Source organism: Campylobacter sp. MG1 (assembly GCF_026616895.1).
Lineage (GTDB): Bacteria > Campylobacterota > Campylobacteria > Campylobacterales > Campylobacteraceae > Campylobacter_E.
This window is the reverse complement of record NZ_JANYME010000008.1, coordinates 32406-51112: the sequence shown is the minus strand read 5'-3', so window position 1 is coordinate 51112 and position 18707 is coordinate 32406. Positions and strand designations below refer to the sequence as shown.

At 26.2% G+C, this 18707-nt stretch carries 16 protein-coding genes; all 16 read left to right on the top strand.

Annotated features, from left to right (window positions below; all coding sequences use genetic code 11):
• The first annotated feature begins 40 nt into the window (after positions 1 to 40).
• The 16 genes from NY022_RS07450 to NY022_RS07375 are packed head-to-tail and all read left to right on the top strand — an operon-like array spanning position 41 to position 18706.
• The gene (locus NY022_RS07450; protein WP_267524906.1) at positions 41 to 712 is read left to right on the top strand and encodes a VacJ family lipoprotein; all 672 of its coding nucleotides are present in this window, start codon (positions 41 to 43) and stop codon (positions 710 to 712) included.
• Entirely contained in the window at positions 709 to 1254 is a 546-nt protein-coding gene (locus NY022_RS07445; RefSeq protein WP_267524904.1) for an MlaC/ttg2D family ABC transporter substrate-binding protein, read from the top strand. The genes NY022_RS07450 and NY022_RS07445 overlap by 4 nt, the downstream gene beginning before the upstream one ends.
• Entirely contained in the window at positions 1251 to 3527 is a 2277-nt protein-coding gene (locus NY022_RS07440) for an efflux RND transporter permease subunit (protein WP_267524903.1), read from the top strand. The genes NY022_RS07445 and NY022_RS07440 overlap by 4 nt, the downstream gene beginning before the upstream one ends.
• Complete coding sequence (locus NY022_RS07435; protein WP_267524901.1) at positions 3521 to 5911, top strand: hypothetical protein; 2391 nt, start codon at positions 3521 to 3523, stop codon at positions 5909 to 5911. Before NY022_RS07440 ends, NY022_RS07435 begins: the two co-directional genes overlap by 7 nt.
• Complete coding sequence (locus tag NY022_RS07430; protein ID WP_267524900.1) at positions 5908 to 7158, top strand: adenylosuccinate synthase; 1251 nt, start codon at positions 5908 to 5910, stop codon at positions 7156 to 7158. The genes NY022_RS07435 and NY022_RS07430 overlap by 4 nt, the downstream gene beginning before the upstream one ends.
• A gap of 24 nt (positions 7159 to 7182) precedes the next feature.
• Positions 7183 to 8442, top strand: coding sequence for a M20/M25/M40 family metallo-hydrolase (locus NY022_RS07425; RefSeq protein ID WP_267524898.1), 1260 nt, complete (start codon positions 7183 to 7185; stop codon positions 8440 to 8442).
• An 11-nt stretch (positions 8443 to 8453) separates the two neighbouring features.
• Positions 8454 to 9842: a class II fumarate hydratase gene (gene fumC / locus NY022_RS07420; protein ID WP_267524896.1), complete on the top strand. Its 1389-nt coding sequence runs from the start codon at positions 8454 to 8456 to the stop codon at positions 9840 to 9842.
• On the top strand, positions 9839 to 10849 hold the full coding sequence (gene tsaD / locus NY022_RS07415; RefSeq protein WP_267524894.1) for a tRNA (adenosine(37)-N6)-threonylcarbamoyltransferase complex transferase subunit TsaD: 1011 nt from the start codon (positions 9839 to 9841) through the stop codon (positions 10847 to 10849). Before fumC ends, tsaD begins: the two co-directional genes overlap by 4 nt.
• Positions 10850 to 10853: 4 nt before the next feature.
• Positions 10854 to 11288: a DUF2147 domain-containing protein gene (locus NY022_RS07410; RefSeq protein WP_267524893.1), complete on the top strand. Its 435-nt coding sequence runs from the start codon at positions 10854 to 10856 to the stop codon at positions 11286 to 11288.
• A complete protein-coding gene (locus NY022_RS07405; protein ID WP_267524891.1) occupies positions 11288 to 12019 on the top strand; it encodes a 3'(2'),5'-bisphosphate nucleotidase CysQ family protein in 732 nt (243 codons plus the stop codon). Before NY022_RS07410 ends, NY022_RS07405 begins: the two co-directional genes overlap by 1 nt.
• A 2-nt stretch (positions 12020 to 12021) precedes the next feature.
• Positions 12022 to 13938 carry an HD domain-containing phosphohydrolase gene (locus NY022_RS07400; RefSeq protein WP_267524889.1) on the top strand — a complete coding sequence of 639 codons (1917 nt, stop codon included), beginning with the start codon at positions 12022 to 12024 and terminating at the stop codon, positions 13936 to 13938.
• 17 nt (positions 13939 to 13955) lie between these two features.
• Positions 13956 to 15002, top strand: coding sequence for an ankyrin repeat domain-containing protein (locus NY022_RS07395; protein ID WP_267524887.1), 1047 nt, complete (start codon positions 13956 to 13958; stop codon positions 15000 to 15002).
• On the top strand, positions 14999 to 15748 hold the full coding sequence (locus tag NY022_RS07390) for an SDR family NAD(P)-dependent oxidoreductase (RefSeq protein WP_267524886.1): 750 nt from the start codon (positions 14999 to 15001) through the stop codon (positions 15746 to 15748). The genes NY022_RS07395 and NY022_RS07390 overlap by 4 nt, the downstream gene beginning before the upstream one ends.
• Positions 15745 to 17001, top strand: a complete 1257-nt coding sequence (murA, locus tag NY022_RS07385; RefSeq protein ID WP_267524884.1) for a UDP-N-acetylglucosamine 1-carboxyvinyltransferase — start codon at positions 15745 to 15747, stop codon at positions 16999 to 17001. Before NY022_RS07390 ends, murA begins: the two co-directional genes overlap by 4 nt.
• A complete protein-coding gene (locus tag NY022_RS07380) occupies positions 16998 to 18167 on the top strand; it encodes a molybdopterin molybdotransferase MoeA (RefSeq protein WP_267524882.1) in 1170 nt (389 codons plus the stop codon). Before murA ends, NY022_RS07380 begins: the two co-directional genes overlap by 4 nt.
• A gap of 8 nt (positions 18168 to 18175) precedes the next feature.
• Positions 18176 to 18706: a UbiX family flavin prenyltransferase gene (locus NY022_RS07375; RefSeq protein ID WP_267524881.1), complete on the top strand. Its 531-nt coding sequence runs from the start codon at positions 18176 to 18178 to the stop codon at positions 18704 to 18706.
• Position 18707: the final 1 nt, after the last annotated feature.

The window sequence follows — 18707 nt, the reverse complement described above, 5'->3', positions numbered from 1 at the left end:
ATAAGATTATTATAATTTATTAAATTTTTAGGTTGTTTATATGTTTAAGAAAATTATTTTTTTACTTTTTTTATGTTTAAGTGTTTTTTCTAATAATATTGATGATTTTGAAAATGAATTTATTAGTAATGATAAAGTTGAAGTTGATAGATTTTACAAATATAATACTTTTATGACTGATTTTAATTATGCGATTTATAATATGAGTATAAGACCTGTTACCAATATTTACAATGTTATAACACCGCCATTAGTAAAAAAAGGAGTTGATAATTTTTTTCATAACTTATCATCACCACTTAGATTTATATCTTTACTTTTAAGTGGAGAATTTAAAGCCAGCGCGGCTGAATTTGGAAGTTTTTTAGGAAATACAATATTAGGTTTTGGTGGAATTTTAAAACCTTATAAATATGAAAAAAATAGTGATTTTGGACTAATGTTGGCAAGATGGGGAGTTTCTAGCGGAGAACATATAGTTTTACCTTTTTTTGGTCCATCTAATATAAGAGATGCTTCAATGCTTCCTTTTAATTTATTGCTTAACCCTAGTTTTTATGTTAATAAAGATATTGGTGTTGGTCTTACTGGTTTAAATATTGTAAATGATAGTAGTAAAAAAATGTTATTAATAGATGAAGCTTATAAGAGTGTGAAGCCTTATATTGTTATAAGAGATTTTTATGAAAAAAGTAGAGAGGAAAATAAATGAAAAAAATTATATTTTTGTTATTATGTGTTAATTTTTTATTAGCGTATAATGTAGATTCTTTTAATGATGAAATTTCTAATGATGTCTTAAAAATACAAGAAATTTTAAAACAAGATGGAAATAATAAAAGTGAGGATTTGTTTAATTTATTAAACCATAATTTAGATATAGATTTAATGAGTAATTTGGTTTTATCTAAAAAATATTTTAGTAAATTAAATGATAAAGAAGTTATAGAATTTAAAGATTTATTTATCAATAGATTAAAAAAAGATTTTTCTAGTAAAATTGATTTAGTTAAAGGAAGTTCTTTAAAGTTAATAGATGCTTCATTTGATGATAAAAAATGCCAAGCAAATATGCAAGTATTTTATGAAAATCAAGAAAAAAATATGGTTTTTAAATTTAGAAGAATTCAAAATGATTGTAAACTATATGATATAGAGATTTTAGATACAAGTTTGATAGCTAGTTATAGGTCTCAATTTTTAGATATTATTAATCAAAATGGCATTAGTGCTTTATTTGAAAAGCTTAAATGAATCAAATAATTACAGTATTATTAAGAAACTCTAAAAGAGTTTTTGCTTTTACATTTTTGATATGTCTGTGTTTTTCGTATTATTCTAAGTATATTAATATAGAGGCAAAATCTACGAGTTTTTTTTTAGAAAATGATAAAGATTTACAGCTTTTTAATAATAGCTTAAAAACTTTTGGCGAGCAAAATTTTTTAGTTTTAGCATATAAGGCTAATGATGATATTTTTAGTAAAGATAATATTGAAAAATTACAAAATATTGAAAAAGAATTATTAAATTTAGATGGCGTTCGTAATGTCCTTAGTATTTTGAACGCTCCATTATTTTTAAGTGGTGCAGGTAGTATAAATAATGGTGCTAATTTAGATAAAGCTAGAAATGAAATATCTAATAATAAATTTTATATTAAAAATTTAATTAGTGATGATTTTTTAGTGTGTGATTTTTTAGTTAGTGCTACAAATGCTGATGATATTATTCCTATACTAAAAGATTTTTCACAAAAACATAATCTAATTTTAGGTGGTATGAATGTAATAGCAAGTGATATGATAACTTATGTAAAAGATGATTTATATACCTATGGTTTAGGTTTATTTATACTACTTTTTATTGCTATTTTTATATTTTTTAGAAGTTTTTATTTTGTTTTTGTTTGTATGTTTATATGTTTAGTTTCATTATTTACAACTACTGGCGTTTTAGCATTATTAAATTATAACATTACAGTCATATCAAGTAATTATGTGGCGCTAGTTCTTATAATAACGATATCAGTGATTGTTCATATATTAACTCATTTTGCTGAATTATTACAAAAAAATCATATCAGTGATAATACTACAAAAGTAAGACATACTTTATTAACAAAAGCAAGACCTAGTTTTTATGCTATTTTAACTACAGTTGTCGGTTTTATGAGTTTGGTTTTTTCTGGCATAAAACCAATTAGTGAACTAGGTATTATGATGAGTGTAGGTATTAGCATAAGTTTAGTTTTATGTTATTTATTTTTACCATTTTTATTACTAAATAAAAAAGATAATAAAAAGGTTCATTTTTTTAATAATTCAAATTTTTTATTATTTTGTGCCAATACTGCTATTAAGCGTAGAAAAATAGTATATGTTATAAGTGTATTTATAATTGTTTTTTCAGTTTTTGCTGTTCCTAAACTTAGCGTAGAAAATTCATTTGTTAATTATTTTAAAGATAGTAGTAATATAAAGCAGGGTTTATTGCTCATAGATGAAAAATTAGGTGGTACATTACCACTGGATATTATAGTTAAATTTAATGATGAAAGCGATGAAAGCGATGAAGATTTTAGTGAATTTTTAAACCAAGTAGATAGTAATAAGTATTATTTAACTCCAACAAAATTAGAAATATTAGGAAAAATTCATAAATTTTTAGAAGAGCAAAAATATATAGGAAGTGTTTTAAGTCTTTATCCTTTATTAGATTTTGCAAAAAAAATTAATAATGATAAGGAAATAGATGGGCTCACATTAAGTTTTTTACAAGTAAATTTAAGTGATGAACTTAAAAAACAAATAATTAGTCCATACTATAATGAAAATAGTAAAGAATTAAGGTTGGCTATTAGAATAGTAGATAGTGATAAAACTTTAAAAAGAGCAGAATTTTTATATAATTTAAGAAAAAATTTAGATAATATTGGTAAAGATTATAATATTAGTATACAGGTTAGTGGAGTTATGATTTTGTATAACAATATGTTAAGTTCATTGGTACATTCTCAAATAGATACTTTAGAATTTGTTATTTTAAGTATATTTGCTTTATTTTTGATAATATTTAGGAATTTAAGATTTAGTATTATAGGAATAATATCAAATATAATCCCTATTTCATTATTATTTGCTATATTAGGTTTTAGTGGTTTAAGTCTTGATTTAATGAGTGTTACTATAGCAGCGATTTCAATAGGTATGGGAGTTGATGCCATAATTCATTATGTCCATAGATTTAAAGAAGAGATTAAGAAAAATACTTTAGATGATGCCATAAGGTTATCTCATCTTAGTATAGGTTCAGCACTCTATTATACAACATTTACTATAGTTTTAGGTTTTTGCTTAATGATGAGTTCTAATTTTATGCCTACTATTTATTTTGGCTTGTTAACTGTTATGGTTATGGTTTTACTTTTATTTGGCTCATTATTTTTATTGCCATCTTTAATGATATCGTTTTATTTTAATGGTTATTTTAAAAATGAATATACTAAGAAAGGATTAAAGTGTTAAAATTTGATAATATTATTTGGCTATTAAGAAAAAATTTTTTTATTACCATTATATTATTAATTTTAATGTTATTTTTTTCTTTTTATGTAAATTACACAGCAATTAATGATAAATTAATTAATAATAATAAATTGATTAATCATAGCATACAAAATACTTTCAAACAAAATCAAATAAGACTAGATTTATATATAAAAGCACTTGAGATTAACTCTATATTAGAAAGATTAGATTTTGATATTTTTTCTGCTTTTTATTATTTAGATAAGAATGGTAATGTATTAAAAAAACATGCTCAAAAATCAGATGATATAGATAAATTTATAGAAATAAACGAATCATCTGTTAAAAATGATTATATTAGTGAATTAATAACTAATAAAGATTTTGATAGCAGTATTTATTTTGCAAAAAAAATTAAGCATAGAGATTATTCTTTTTTAGTTGCCAAATTAGATTTAAATAAATTTTTAAAAAATATTAATAAATTTAGTGTTGATTTTATATTAGTAGATTCTTTTGGAAACGTTCTTTATTCTAGTGATGAAAATAAGTTAAGAAAATTAGAAAATATTAATAATTTTAATTTTTATTGGTATCTTTCAGGAATTTACCAAACAAGTGAACAAGATATTGGTTCAGTAATTAGTGAATATAAAGGTTTTAATATTAGAAGTTTTATATCTAGTAGTGAATTTTTTAATTATTATTTTGTAATTAGTGCATTTTTATTATTAATATTAGTTATATTTTTATGGAATTCTTACTTGGATTCTTTATTAGTTAAAAATGGGATTATAAAGCAATCTAATTATTGCTATGATTTATTAAGTAGTGCTGACCCTGAATCTAATAAGACATTTGAATTATTGGCAGGCTCTGATTTATTAGAATTACAAAAACAAACTGGGATTAGTGTTTTAGAATATAATGAAATTAGAGAAGAATATAGTGAATTAGAGCAAAGACTTAGTTCTATGTTTAGTAAAAGTACTATTCCTATGTTTATGATAGATGCTTTTACAGCAAAGATTTTTAAAGCAAATCAATCAGCATTAGATTTTTACAAACAAAAAATAACAAGTATGTCTAAAATGAATTTATACATGTTGGGTAAAAGGGAAAATAACGATGGTTATGATCCTATAGGGTTTGCTAATAATATGCAAAATTCTATAAAAAATCAGGGTTATTATATACAAACAGAACATTATGTTAATGGAGATGATTATAAAGAAGTAAAAATTTACCCATTTATAATGAGATCTGAGAGATTTTGTTATGATATTTTAATGATACTTGATACTAATATTGTTAGTAAAAGTTATGAAAATATTAAAACTCAGTACGAAGCTTTAGAGAAAAGTTTCATTATAACAATGACATTTAATTTGCAAGCAGGACAGTTAAAAATAAAGTCGTGTAGTAAAAATGTAGATAAAATTTTAGGTCATTCTAATATTGTTTATATGCATTTAAAAGATTTGTTGCATGAGCAAAGTATCCCAGCTTATACTGAGTTGTTATTAAAATTAAGAAATCTTAAAAATAATCAAGTTATAAATTATTCTAGAATTGTTGAACAAAAACTATATTTTAAACAAAGCAATGGTAGGTATGCTGAATTTAAAGTGAGTTTTAGTGTTAAACGAGATTATAATTATGAAAACAAGCCAGATAAACATTTGAATATAATAGGTCATTTTGCTTTATTAAGACAAGATATTTTAGATGATGAGATTAAAGATACTATAGTTTATGAAGATATTTATAAACAGGTCAATATAAATTTAGCAATTTTTGATAAAGATTTTTCTTTAATTAATGCTAGTTTTGGTTTAAAAAGATTATTGAAATTTAAAGAATATTCCAATATAAAATTAAACACTATATTATCAGATGGTGCAAATGAAATAAAACATTATATTTTAAATAATCAAAATACAAATTATCGTAAAATTGTTTTTTTAAAAGATGTTAATGATATATTAATACCTTGTAAAATGCAATATTTAACCAGCATAAATTATTTAGGAGATAAGAATTATTATTTAATATTTAAACAAGAAAGTTTTTTAGCATCTATTGATGATTTTATTTATTTTTGTAAAAATAAAGGTATTTATGATGAATATTTACTAAATTTATATTTTGAATATTATTATGAATTAATTGGTATTAAAATAGATAACAAAGAAACATTTGATGGTTTTATGTTAGATAAATTTTTTAATTTTTTATCTAATTTAGATTTTAATGATGAAGAAACTATGCGTAAATGTGATTATTTAAGAATGTTAATCAATGCTATAATAGAAAATAATAGAATAAAAATTATTCAAATTTATGATGAAGGAAAACTTATTTTTAGGAGAAGTATATGAGCAAAGCTGACATATTAGTAGGTATTCAATGGGGAGATGAGGGCAAAGGTAAAGTTGTAGATAAATTATGTGCTGATTACGATTTTGTATGTAGAAGTGCTGGTGGGCACAATGCAGGTCATACTATTTGGGTTGATGGAATCCGTTATGCTTTACATTTATTACCTAGTGGAATTTTACACAAAAATTGTAAAAATGTAATAGGAAATGGAGTTGTTGTAAATCCAGAAGTATTGATTACAGAAATGGCTCAATTTGAAGATTTAGAAGGTAGATTATTTATTAGTGATAGGGCACATTTAAATTTGAGCTATCATGCAAAAATTGACCAAGCAAAAGAAAAATTTAAAGGTGATGGTGCGATAGGAACGACAGGAAAAGGTATAGGACCTTGTTACGCTGATAAAATTTCAAGAAGTGGACATAGGGTTGGAGAATTATTAGAGCCAGAAAAATTATGTAATGCTATTTTAAAAGACTTTGTGATATCAAAACCATACTTTGATGCTTTAGGAGTGAGTGCACCCGACGCAAATGAATTATTATCAAATTTAAAAAGATTTAAAGAAATTTTATCTCCATTTATTTGTGATACAACTAGATTAATCTGGAAAGCTTTAGATGAAGAAAAAAAGGTATTATTAGAGGGTGCACAAGGAAGTTTATTAGATATCGATCATGGAACTTATCCTTATGTTACAAGTTCTAGTACGATTGCAGCTGGAGCATTGTGTGGTTTAGGATTAAATCCATTTCAAGCAGGTAAATCAATAGGAATAGTAAAAGCATATACAACTAGAGTAGGTCATGGACCGTTCCCAACAGAAGATAAGACAGAGCAAGGCGAAAGAATAGGCGAAATTGGAAAAGAAATAGGTGTTACAACTGGTAGAAAAAGACGTTGCGGCTGGTTTGATGCGGTTGCTGTTAGATATACTGCTAAGTTAAATGGATTAAGTGAACTAGCACTAATGAAATTAGATGTTTTAGAAAATTTTGATAGCATTAAAATTTGTAGAGCATACGAATATAACGGTGAAATTATTGACTATGTTCCAGCTGATTTAGAAAATGTAAAACCTATTTATGAGAGCATTGATGGTTTTGGTAAAATTTATGGTATTAGAAACTATGATGATTTACCAACTAATGCGAAAAAATATATAGCAAAAATTGAGGAAATTGTTGGAGTGAAAATAAAACTAATATCAACTTCACCAGAAAGAGAAGATACTATTATTTTATAATATTATTTATTAAAGGAGGAGTTTATGGGAGTTTTAGAAAACTTTAAACAAATTGCAGCAATTCCGCATTGTAGTTTTGATGCAGTTAAATTAAAAGATTTTTTAATTAATTATGCAAAATCAAAAGGTTTTGAAGTATTAGTTGATAAGGCTGAAAATATTTTATGCAAAAAGGGAAATCCTAATATATGCTTACAAAGTCATTATGATATGGTTTGCGTTGGAGATGCACCTAATATAAATATAATAGAAAGTGATGGATTTATTAAAGCAAATAATTCAACCTTAGGTGCTGATAATGGTATAGGAATTGCCATTATGATGGAAGCTATGAATGAGTTTGGCGACCTTGAATGTTTATTTACCGCTAATGAAGAAGTAGGGCTTATAGGTGCAAATAATTTAGAGCTAAAAATTAGCTCAAAACACTTATTAAATCTTGATAGCGAGTGCGTAGATAGAGTAATCATTGGTTGTGCGGCGAGTTTGATGATGAATGTAAATATTAAGCTAAATTATAAAAACCCTAGTAAAAAATATTTATATGAAGCTCATACTAAAGGCTATAAAGGCGGTCATAGTGGGATTGATATTATTAAAAACATCCCTAGTGCTATTAGTGATTTAGCTTTATTTTTATATAAAAACGATGCTGAATTAGTAAGCTTTAGTGGTGGAGAAAGAACTAATAGTATAAGTGTAAATGCTAAGGCTATTTTTTATAGCGACACTGAACTTAAATCTAGTGAAAATATTGAAATAACCAAGCTTGAGAGTAAAGGTGAAAAAGTAATTCAAGAAGATATTTTAAGTCTAATTGCTAGTTATAAACACGGAGTTTGGTCTTATTCAAGGGATTTAAATATAGTAAAAACTAGCGTAAATCTAGCAATTATTAATCAAAACAATGATGAATTAAAGCTTGAATTATTTGCAAGAAGCGATAATTCAGCAGATTTAGATGAAGTATTTTATAAAACTAAAGCACATTTTAATAATTACGAAGCAAAACTACTTGCTAAAGATGAGCCTTGGGAGCCTATACCAAATGATTTTACTTATGCAGTGCTTAATTCTTTACAAAAATATAATCCAAAAGCTAGTATGAGTAGCATTCACGCAGGACTTGAGTGCGGAGTGCTAAAAACTAAGCAAAATGAATTATTATGTGCTTCAATAGGTCCAAATATCCTAAGCCCACATAGTATTTATGAAAGATGTGAGATTAGCACAATAGATATTATTAAAAACACAACATTTGATTTAATTAAAAACTACAAATAAAAGGAGATAAAATGAGTTTTCGTATAGAACACGATACAATGGGTGAAGTTAAAGTTCCTGCAGATAAATTGTGGGCAGCACAAACACAAAGAAGTTTAGAGAATTTCAAAATTGGCACAGAAAAAATGCCTGTAGAATTAATCCACGCTTTTGCGCATCTTAAGAAGTCTTTAGCTTTAGTAAATAATGATTTAGGTAAATTAGACAATGTAAAAAAAGATGCAATCGTTAAAGCTTGTGATGAGATTTTAGCTAATAAACATAATGATGAATTCCCACTTGCTATATGGCAAACAGGTTCAGGAACACAAACAAATATGAACCTAAATGAAGTTATAGCAAATCTTGCTACTAAACTTAGTGGAATGGATTTTACTAAAGAAAAAATAGTTCATCCAAACGACCATGTAAATATGAGCCAAAGTTCAAATGATACATTCCCAACTGCAATGCATATAGTTGCAGTTTTAGAAACTGAAAGGACTTTAATTCCTGCATTAGAAATTCTAGAAAAAACACTAGATAAAAAAGCAAAAGAATTTGAAAATATAATTAAAATCGGAAGAACTCACTTGCAAGATGCAACCCCACTTACTTTAGGTCAAGAATTTAGTGGATATGTATATATGTTGCAAAGCTCAAAAAGACATATTTTAAAAGCACTTGAAGATGTAAGAGAGCTAACAATTGGCGGAACAGCTGTTGGAACTGGAATTAATGCCCATCCAGAACTTAGTGAAAAAGTATCAGCAAAATTAAGCGAACTTTTAGGCACTAAATTTATAAGCAGTCCAAACAAATTCCATGGACTTACAAGTCACGATGCTTTAGTATTTTTACACGGAGCATTTAAAGCTCTTGCAGCAAATTTAATGAAAATAGCAAACGATATTAGATGGCTTGCAAGTGGTCCTAGATGTGGTTTAGGAGAGCTTAGTATTCCTGAAAATGAGCCAGGTAGCTCAATTATGCCAGGTAAAGTAAATCCTACTCAAAGTGAAGCTTTAACAATGCTTAGCGTTCAAGTAATGGGAAATGATGCGGCAATTGGTTTTGCAGCTTCTCAAGGTAATTTTGAGCTAAATGTATTTAAGCCTGTGATTATTTATAATTTCTTACAAAGTTTAAGATTATTAGCTGATGGTATGATTAGTTTTAATGATAATTGTGCTATAGGAATTACTCCAAATATTGATAAAATTACTTATAATTTAAATAATTCTTTAATGCTAGTAACTGCATTAAATCCACATATTGGCTATGAAAATGCAGCAAAAGTTGCAAAAAATGCTCACAAAAAAGGAATTAGCCTAAAAGAATCTTGCTTAGAATTAGGCTTAGTTAGTGAAGAAGATTTTGATAAATTTGTAGTTCCTGCAAATATGATTAAGCCAAAATGAGAGAATTACTTTTAGCAATAGAAAGTAGCTGCGATGATTCAAGCATCGCAGTTATTAATGTAAATACTTATGAATGTTTATTTTATGAAAAAATATCTCAAGATGAGCATAATGAATTTGGTGGAGTTGTGCCAGAACTTGCATCAAGGCTACATACTGAAGCTTTACCTAAAATATTAGCTAAAACCAAGCCTTTTTTAAACGAATTAAAGGCAATTGCAGTTACTAATGAGCCAGGATTATCAGTATCGCTTCAAAGTGGAGTTGCAATGGCTAAGGCTTTAAGTGTGGCTTTAAATATACCATTAATTGCGATAAATCATTTAAAAGGTCATATTTGTTCTTTATTTTTAGATAAAGAAATAATGAATGATTTTTTAGTTTTACTTGTAAGTGGCGGTCATACTATGATACTTGAGATTACTAAAGAATATGATATAAATTTAATAGCAACTACAAGTGATGATAGTTTTGGAGAAAGTTTTGATAAAGTTGCAAAAATGCTAGGACTTGGTTATCCTGGTGGGGTATTTATTGAAGAATTAGCAAAAAATGAAAGCAATAATACTTATGAGTTTTCTTTACCAATCCCAAGTAAAAGTAGGCTTGAGTATTCATTTTCGGGTATTAAAAATCAAGTTAGATTAGCTATTAATGATTGTATAGTAAATAATACTTTAGATACTCAAAAAGCAAATATAGCAGCAGCATTTCAAAGAATTGCTTGTAAGCATATAATTAATAAATTAAACATAGTTTTGCATAATAAAAATTATAAAGCATTAGGCGTAGTTGGTGGTGCAAGTGCTAATTTATTGCTTAGGTCTAAATTAGATGAAATTTGTAAAAAAAACAATATGCAATTATTGTTAGCTCCGCTTAAATATTGTTCTGATAATGCTTTAATGATAGCAAGAGCAGGGGTTATTGCATACAAAAATAAAGATTTTGTAAATATAAGTGATGATATAATAAACCCAAAATCAAAAAATTTTAAAAGGCTTTAATTTAATGAAAAAAATATTTTTATGTTTAGGATTATTAGGTAGTTTATTAGCTAAGGATTATGGTAATTATATAAGTATTGATGAAAATGGTAAAAAAACTGCTAGATGGCATATTTATGAAGAAAATAATGAATTATTTGGCAAAGTTGTTAAATTGTTTGAATATGGTGATGATGAGCCTTGTAAAAAATGTAAAAAAACTTATGATAATTTTGATTATATAAAAGATGCTAGAAATATGAAAATAGTAGGTGCACCATTGTTATATAAGTTAAAAAAAATAGATGATAATAATTATAAAGATGGATATGTTATTGACCCAGATAATGGAAAATTGTATAAAGCTAATGCTAAATTTGATGGTGATAAATTTATTTTAAGAGGTTTTATAGGGTTTTCTTTGATAGGAAGAAGTCAAACTTGGATTAAGGAAAAATAATGCAAGATTTATTAGCACTTGCAAAAGAGGCAGCTAAGATAGCAGGTGATGAAATATTAAAGATTCAAGAACCTGTAGTTAAGATTAAATTAGACGGCACTTTTGTAACTAATGCTGATTTAAAATCTAATGAAATTATTTTTGACATTTTAAATAAAAGTTCTATTAATATTTGTTCCGAAGAAAAAATTTTGAGTTATGAAAAAAGAAAAAAAGCTCCTTTTTGGTTGATTGACCCTCTTGATGGAACAAGTAATTATATAAAAAATAAAAAAGATTTTTGTATTTGTATAAGTTTAATTGATGGTAATAGACCTATTTTAGGGCTTATTTATGATGTTGGTAATAAAAATATGTATTATTCAGTTAAAGGAATGCAAGTATATAAAAATGGTGAAGTTATAAATAATATTAAAAAAGAATCTAATAAAGCTTTAATTTCTTTAAGAAAAGAACAAAATATAAATAATAGTAAAATTCCATTTAGTTACGGGTATTCGGCATTAAATATTGGTTCAGCGTTAAAATTTTGTGCTTTATTGGACGGTAGAGCTGATGTATATTTGAGATTTGAAAGACTTAGTTCATGGGATATATCAGCAGGTGATTTTTTGATAAATCAAAATGGTGGTTTAATGTTAGGACTTGATAAACAAAAAATTAATTATAATAAAAGTAATTTTTCTTGTAAACCTTTTATAGCGTTTTCAAGTGTGATAAGTAAGGATTAGTAATGTTTGATAAACAAAGGATAATTTTTGAAGGTTCATCAGTAAGTAAGTACTTAAATGAAAATTTAACTTGTATTAGATTCAGTTTACATGGTGTAATTGATGCTGGTTTTTTACCAAAACCTAATGATAACAATTTAATAAAGCATGTTTTTATTTCACATACTCATTTAGACCATATTTGTGCCTTAGCCTTATATGTTGATAATTATTTTGCTAGATTAGAAGATAGTATTTGTGTGTATGCTAGTAAAGAAAGTATTGTTAATTTACAAGAGCATTTTTTTAATAATAAAATTTGGCCTGATTTTTCAAAAATCAAATTAGCAAATGGTAAATTTGCTATAGTTTATGAAGAAATTAATATAGGTGATAAGCTTGAGATAGATGGTATTTTTATTGAGCCTGTTAAGAGTTATCACACTAAAGGAAGTTTCGGTTTTATATTATCTTGTAAAGATAATAGTATTTATTTTACTTCAGATACATATTATCACGAAGATATTATTGATTTGATTAATTCAAGAACTGATATTAAACAAGTAATATTTGATGTTAGTTTTGATTCTAAGAGTGCTAAATTAGCTAAAGATTCAATGCATATGACTCCTATATTATTAAAAAATATACAAAAACAAGTAAGAGAAGATGTAATTTTTCATGTTTTTCATATTAAATATGATTATCAACAAATGATAGAAGAAGAATTAAGAGAACTAGATATTTTAAAAGATTATGGAATGATTATTAAAAATGGTTCTTTTATGCAATTTGATACTGATTATAATATAGGTATGAAAGAAGTGTTAAAAAGACATAATTTAGACCAAGAACAAAAACTAGAAACTATATTAAAATGTTTTTCAGAAATTTCTAAAGGTAGTGATTCTAAAGCAAATCTTAGAGTATTAGGGGAGATGGTTAAACAAAATATTCAAGCTGATAGATGTAGTGTATGGTTTATTGATAATGAACATAAAGAATATTATACCTTACATGCTGATGGTGTGAATGAAATTAGGGTTCCACTTGGTAGAGGTATAGTAGGACAAGCTATTTTAAATAAAGAAGCTATTCTTGAAAACAATCCACAAGCTAACCCACATTTTGATAGTACTAATGATAAAAGAACAAATTATACTACTAGGTCAATATTAGCTATGCCTATTGTAAATAGTGATAATGAAGTTGTCGGTGCATTCCAAGCTTTAAATAAATTAACAAATATTAATAATAGTTTTAATGAAGATGATTTGGATTATTTAAGAATTGCAGCTGATTATTCTGGTAAAATTTATGAAGGTATGAAAAAACAAGAAGACTTATTAAATACTCAAAAAGATTTAATTTATTCAATAGCTGAAATGGTTGAAAAAAAGAGTGAAGAAACAGGAAATCATGTTAAAAGGGTAGGTAAAATTAGCGAGATTATAGCAAGGCAAATGGGTCTTAGCGATGAAGATATCGTTCTTATTAGTCATGCTTCTCCTACTCATGATATAGGCAAAATTGGTATTCCAGATGCTATATTAAATAAACCAGCAAAACTTGATGATAAAGAATTTAGGGTTATGCAAAAACATGCTCAAATAGGTTATGAAATGTTAGCTAATTTTAAAGGTGAGATTATGGAAGCAGCAGCTGTAATAGCTCACGAACACCACGAAAAATATGGTGGTGGTGGCTATCCGATGGGTAAAAAAGGAGATGATATTCATATTTATGCAAGGATTGTTTCTTTAGCTGATGTTTTTGACGCACTTGCTAATGATAGATGTTATAAACCAGCATGGCCATTAGAAAAAATTTACGATTATATAAATGAGAACAAAGGTATTCAATTTGACCCTAAAGTTGTTGATGCATTTTTTGCTGCAAAAGATAAAATTTTAGATATAAGAAGAATATATTGTGATTGAATTTTTTAGGATTTAAATTGAAAAAAATTGTATTGTTGGTATTATCAACTTTTTTATTATCTAAAGATTTGGAATATTCAAAATTGTTTGATATAGCAGAGACTATTGGTGGTAGAGGAATAGTATGTAATGGTCATGATTATATATTAAGATTAGATGAATATAAAAAATCTTTAAATAATTTTTATAACGATAAAGAACTTTATAAAAAACCAGTCAATAATTATAATAAATATTATGATTATTTTAGATATTGGGCATTTCAGAGTATAGGAAATAAAAGATTATTTGATGATTTTAATACCGAAAGTGTTAGATTTTGCGATGATAATAAAATGCATTTTAAGGAATTATCTCAAAATAATTACAATGAAAGTTGTTTAAATTTTATTCAGAGAATAGGAATGAGAGCATTTGGTTCAGTTCCAAAATTTATAAAATTAGATAATATATTTGAAGAATTTTTAGAACTTGATGATGAGGATGCTGTAGCTTTTTTAAATGGTTTAAATCCTAATTATTATGAATTAGAATTTTTATTAAAAATAGCACTTTTATCAAAGAAAAATTTAAATGTTATAGAATTTTTAATAAATAGAGGTGTTAATCTAAATTCAGGTTATGAAAGTGCTATATTTTATGCCATAGATTATTATGAAGCACTTGAATTATTAATTAATAATGGTGCTGATGTAAATTACGCTAATAGTTTTGGTAAAACACCGATTTTTTATGCTGTTGAAAATAATAATATAAAAGCTGTGAAATTATTTATAAAAAATGGAGCAAATTTAAATTTAAAATTAGTAGATAATGAGGAAAAAATAAAAATAAATTTACCATACTATATATCAATTTGTTCTTATATCCATCCATCAAAAACTTTAGTAATACATGCGGCAAGTTATGGTAATTTAGATATTTTAAAATTATTAATAGATAGTGGAGCAGATTATAAAGAAAGTGATAATACAGGTTTAAATGCTTTATATTATGCGAAAATTTATAATCATGAAAAAGTAATATCATATTTAAAAAACTTAGGTTTAAAGGATGAAGAATGAAAACAGCATTTATAACAGGAGCTAGTAGTGGTTTTGGTAGAGCTTGTGCTATTAAATTATTAGAGAATGGATATAAAGTAGCATTATTAGCACGCCGTAAAGAAAAATTAATAGAGATTGCAAACAGATATAAAGAAAATGCGTGTGTTATAGCTTGTGATGTTCGTAATGAAAAAGAAGTCTTTAATGCAGTTTTGAATTTACCAGATGATTTTAATAATATTGATGTTTTAATAAATTCAGCTGGACTTGCATTAGGACTTAATGAATTTCATAATAATAGTTTAGAAGATGCTAAGACTATGATAGAAACCAATGTAAATGGTCTTGTATATGTAACATATGCGATTTTGCCTAGAATGCTTGATAATGGTGGACATATATTTAATTTTGGTTCAGTTGCAGCAAATAATCCTTATTATGGTGGTGCTATATATGGTGGAACAAAAGCTTTTGTTGGACAATTTAGTCTAGCTTTAAGGAATGATTTAAGAGATACTAATATAAAAGTTACTGATATTGCACCTGGATTATGCAAAACTGAATTTAGTGAAGTTCGTTTTAAAGGCGATATAAAAAAAGCTGATAAAGTATATGAAAATACAAAGTATTTAAGTGCTGAGGATATTGCTGATACTGTTTTTAGCTTAATAAATTTAAAAAATCACGTAAATATTAATAGGATTGAATTAATGCCACAAACACAGACTTGGGCTGGTTTTTATATAAAAAAGGATAATGATTGAAATATTTAAAAATTACTGGAGAGGCAAAATTAGAAGGAAAAGTAGAAATTAGTGGAGCTAAAAATGCGGCTTTACCATTACTTGCTGCAGCCTTATTAATTAAAGGAAAATGTACTTTAACGAATCTTCCTTTAGTATCAGATATTAAGACTATGTTAAGGTTGCTTGAAAATTTAGGTGCAACTTATGAATTAAAAGGTCATAGTGTTACTATAGACTCAAGTAATGTTTTTAATACAAAAGCCCTTTATGATATAGTTCGTAAAATGAGAGCTAGTATATTAGTTTTAGGTTCATTATTATCTCGTTTTAAATCTTGTGAAGTATCACTTCCTGGTGGTTGTGCGATAGGTCAGCGTCCTATTGATTTACACCTTAAGGCTTTAGAAAAAATGGGTGCTAAAATAGAATTAGTTGATGGTTATGTTAGAGCTAGTGGGGAATTAATAGAAGCTAATATACATTTTGATAAAATTTCAGTTGGAGCTACTGAAAATACCATTTTAGCAGCAGTTTATGCTAAAGGAATTACCACAATAATAAATGCAGCTCAAGAGCCAGAGATAGTAAATTTATGTGAATTTTTAATAAAAGCTGGTGTGAAAATTGAAGGAGTAGGGACAAGTAAATTAACAATTTATGGAGCTAAAGAATTAAAAACTGATTTTACTTGTGAAATAATACCTGATAGGATAGAAGCTGGGACATATTTATGTGCTGCTGCTATTACTAATTCTAATGTTGAAATTTGTAAAATAAATCCGGAACATCTAGGAGCTTTACTTAATAAATTTGATGAAATGGGTATAGTTTATGAGTTAGGTAAAGATTATGTAAGAATAAAAAGTGCAAATAATATAAAAGCAGCTAATATAAAAACAAGTGAATATCCAGGTTTTCCTACTGATATGCAAGCACAGTTTATGGCTTTGTGTCTTATGGCTGATGCTGAAAGTATAATTGATGAAAGGCTATTTGAAAATCGTTTTATGCATGTAAGTGAGCTTAATAGGATGGGTGCTAATATTACATTAAATAATCATATAGCTAGTGTAAAACCATCAAAATTACAAGGCACTCACGTAATGGCAACTGATTTAAGGGCTAGTTCAGCTTTAATTTTAGCAGCACTTGTAGCAAAAGGAACTACTTATGTTCATAGAATTTATCATTTAGAGCGTGGATATGAAAATTTATATGAAAAATTAAGTAATATTGGTGCGAAAATAGAAGTTTTAGAGGAGGCAGAATGACCGTAGAAGAAGCATTAAATAGTATTAATAAAATACAATCTTTAAACAAAAATACCAAATATGTTAATTTGTTTGAAGCGAAAGGTAAGATATTAGCAAATGATTTTTATGCAAGATGTGATGCACCTATTTACACAAATTCAGCAATGGATGGTTATGCTTTAAAGAATAATGAATTTAAAGATGGGCTGAAAGTTATTAAGACTATTTTTGCAGGTGATTTAGAAGATTGTGAAATTAAAAGTGGCGAGTGTGTTAAAATTATGACCGGAGCTAAGATACCAACAGGTGCTAATAGTGTTTTAATGATAGAAAAAAGTGAAATAAAAGATGGAAAAATGTTCGCTACTTGTGATGAATTAAAAGAAAATGAATCCGTAAGAAAACAAGGAGAAGAATATAAAAAAGGTGATTGTATCATTAAAAAAGGTGTTATTAATGATGATATTATAATGATGTTAGCAAATAATGGGGTATATAGTGTAGATGTTATTGATGATATTAAAGTCGGGATTTTTGCTAGTGGAAAGGAATTAATAGAACCATTTTATAGTGGATATGGCGTGTATAATTCTAATTCTTATGGTATTTATTCTATGTTAAGCGATATTAGTAATGTTAGTTATTTAGGAATTTTACAAGATGAATATGATTATGTACTAAATTCATTAAAAGGTGCATTTTTAAATTTTGATTTAGTAGTTAGTATTGGTGCAGCTAGTGTAGGTGATGCTGATTATATTAAAAAAGCTTTAGACGAATTAGGATTTAGTCCTATTTTTACAAAGGTTAAAATGAAACCAGCAGGACCTGTTAGTTTGTATCATAAAGATAATAAATATATTTTAGTTTTACCAGGTAATCCTATGAGTGCTTATGTTGGAGCTTTGATATATGCTAGAAAAATTATTTATAAATTACAGGGGTTAGAATATAATAAATTTAGTTTTAAATGCAAAATTTCTAATGATTTAAAAATTAGCAATGGTAAAGAAAATATAGTAATTGGTAATATTGAAAATGATATTTTTATCCCGTTTAATAATGGTCGTATAAATAGTGGTCAGATTATGCCATTGTATAAGTGTACTCATTATATTATCTGTCCAATTGAATGTAATTTTAAAGCCGGTGATATTGTTAGAGTTTATGAGAAGAGTTTTTAAGATATATTATGAGAATTTTAATAGGAATAACTGGTGCTAGTGGATTAAAATTGGTCTTTAAATTTGCAAAAGTATTAAGTAAAGAGCATGAAGTTTATTTGATTTTGAGTAAAGGTGCTAAAGAAGTTTTAAAATATGAAAATGAAATAAAACCTAAAAAATATTTAAAAAAAGTAACTATTTTAAAAGATAGCGATTTAGCAGCCTGTGTAGCTAGTGGTAGTTTTAAGTTAGATGCTGCTTTTTATTATGCTAGTAGTGATTTTTTAGCTAAGGCTAATTTAGGTATAAGTGATACATTGATTTTAAGAAGTTTTAATGTAAATTTGAAAGAAAATAGAAAGATTATAATAGCACCAAGAGAAATGCCATTAAATGAATTAATGCTAATTAATATTTTAAAATTAAATAAATTAGGTTGTATAATAGCACCAGCAATTTATGCTGATTATACAAAAATTAAATTTAGTGATTTTTGTATAGGTAAATGGTGTGATTTGCTTGGAATTGAATATAAAAAATTTAAAAGATGGGAATAAT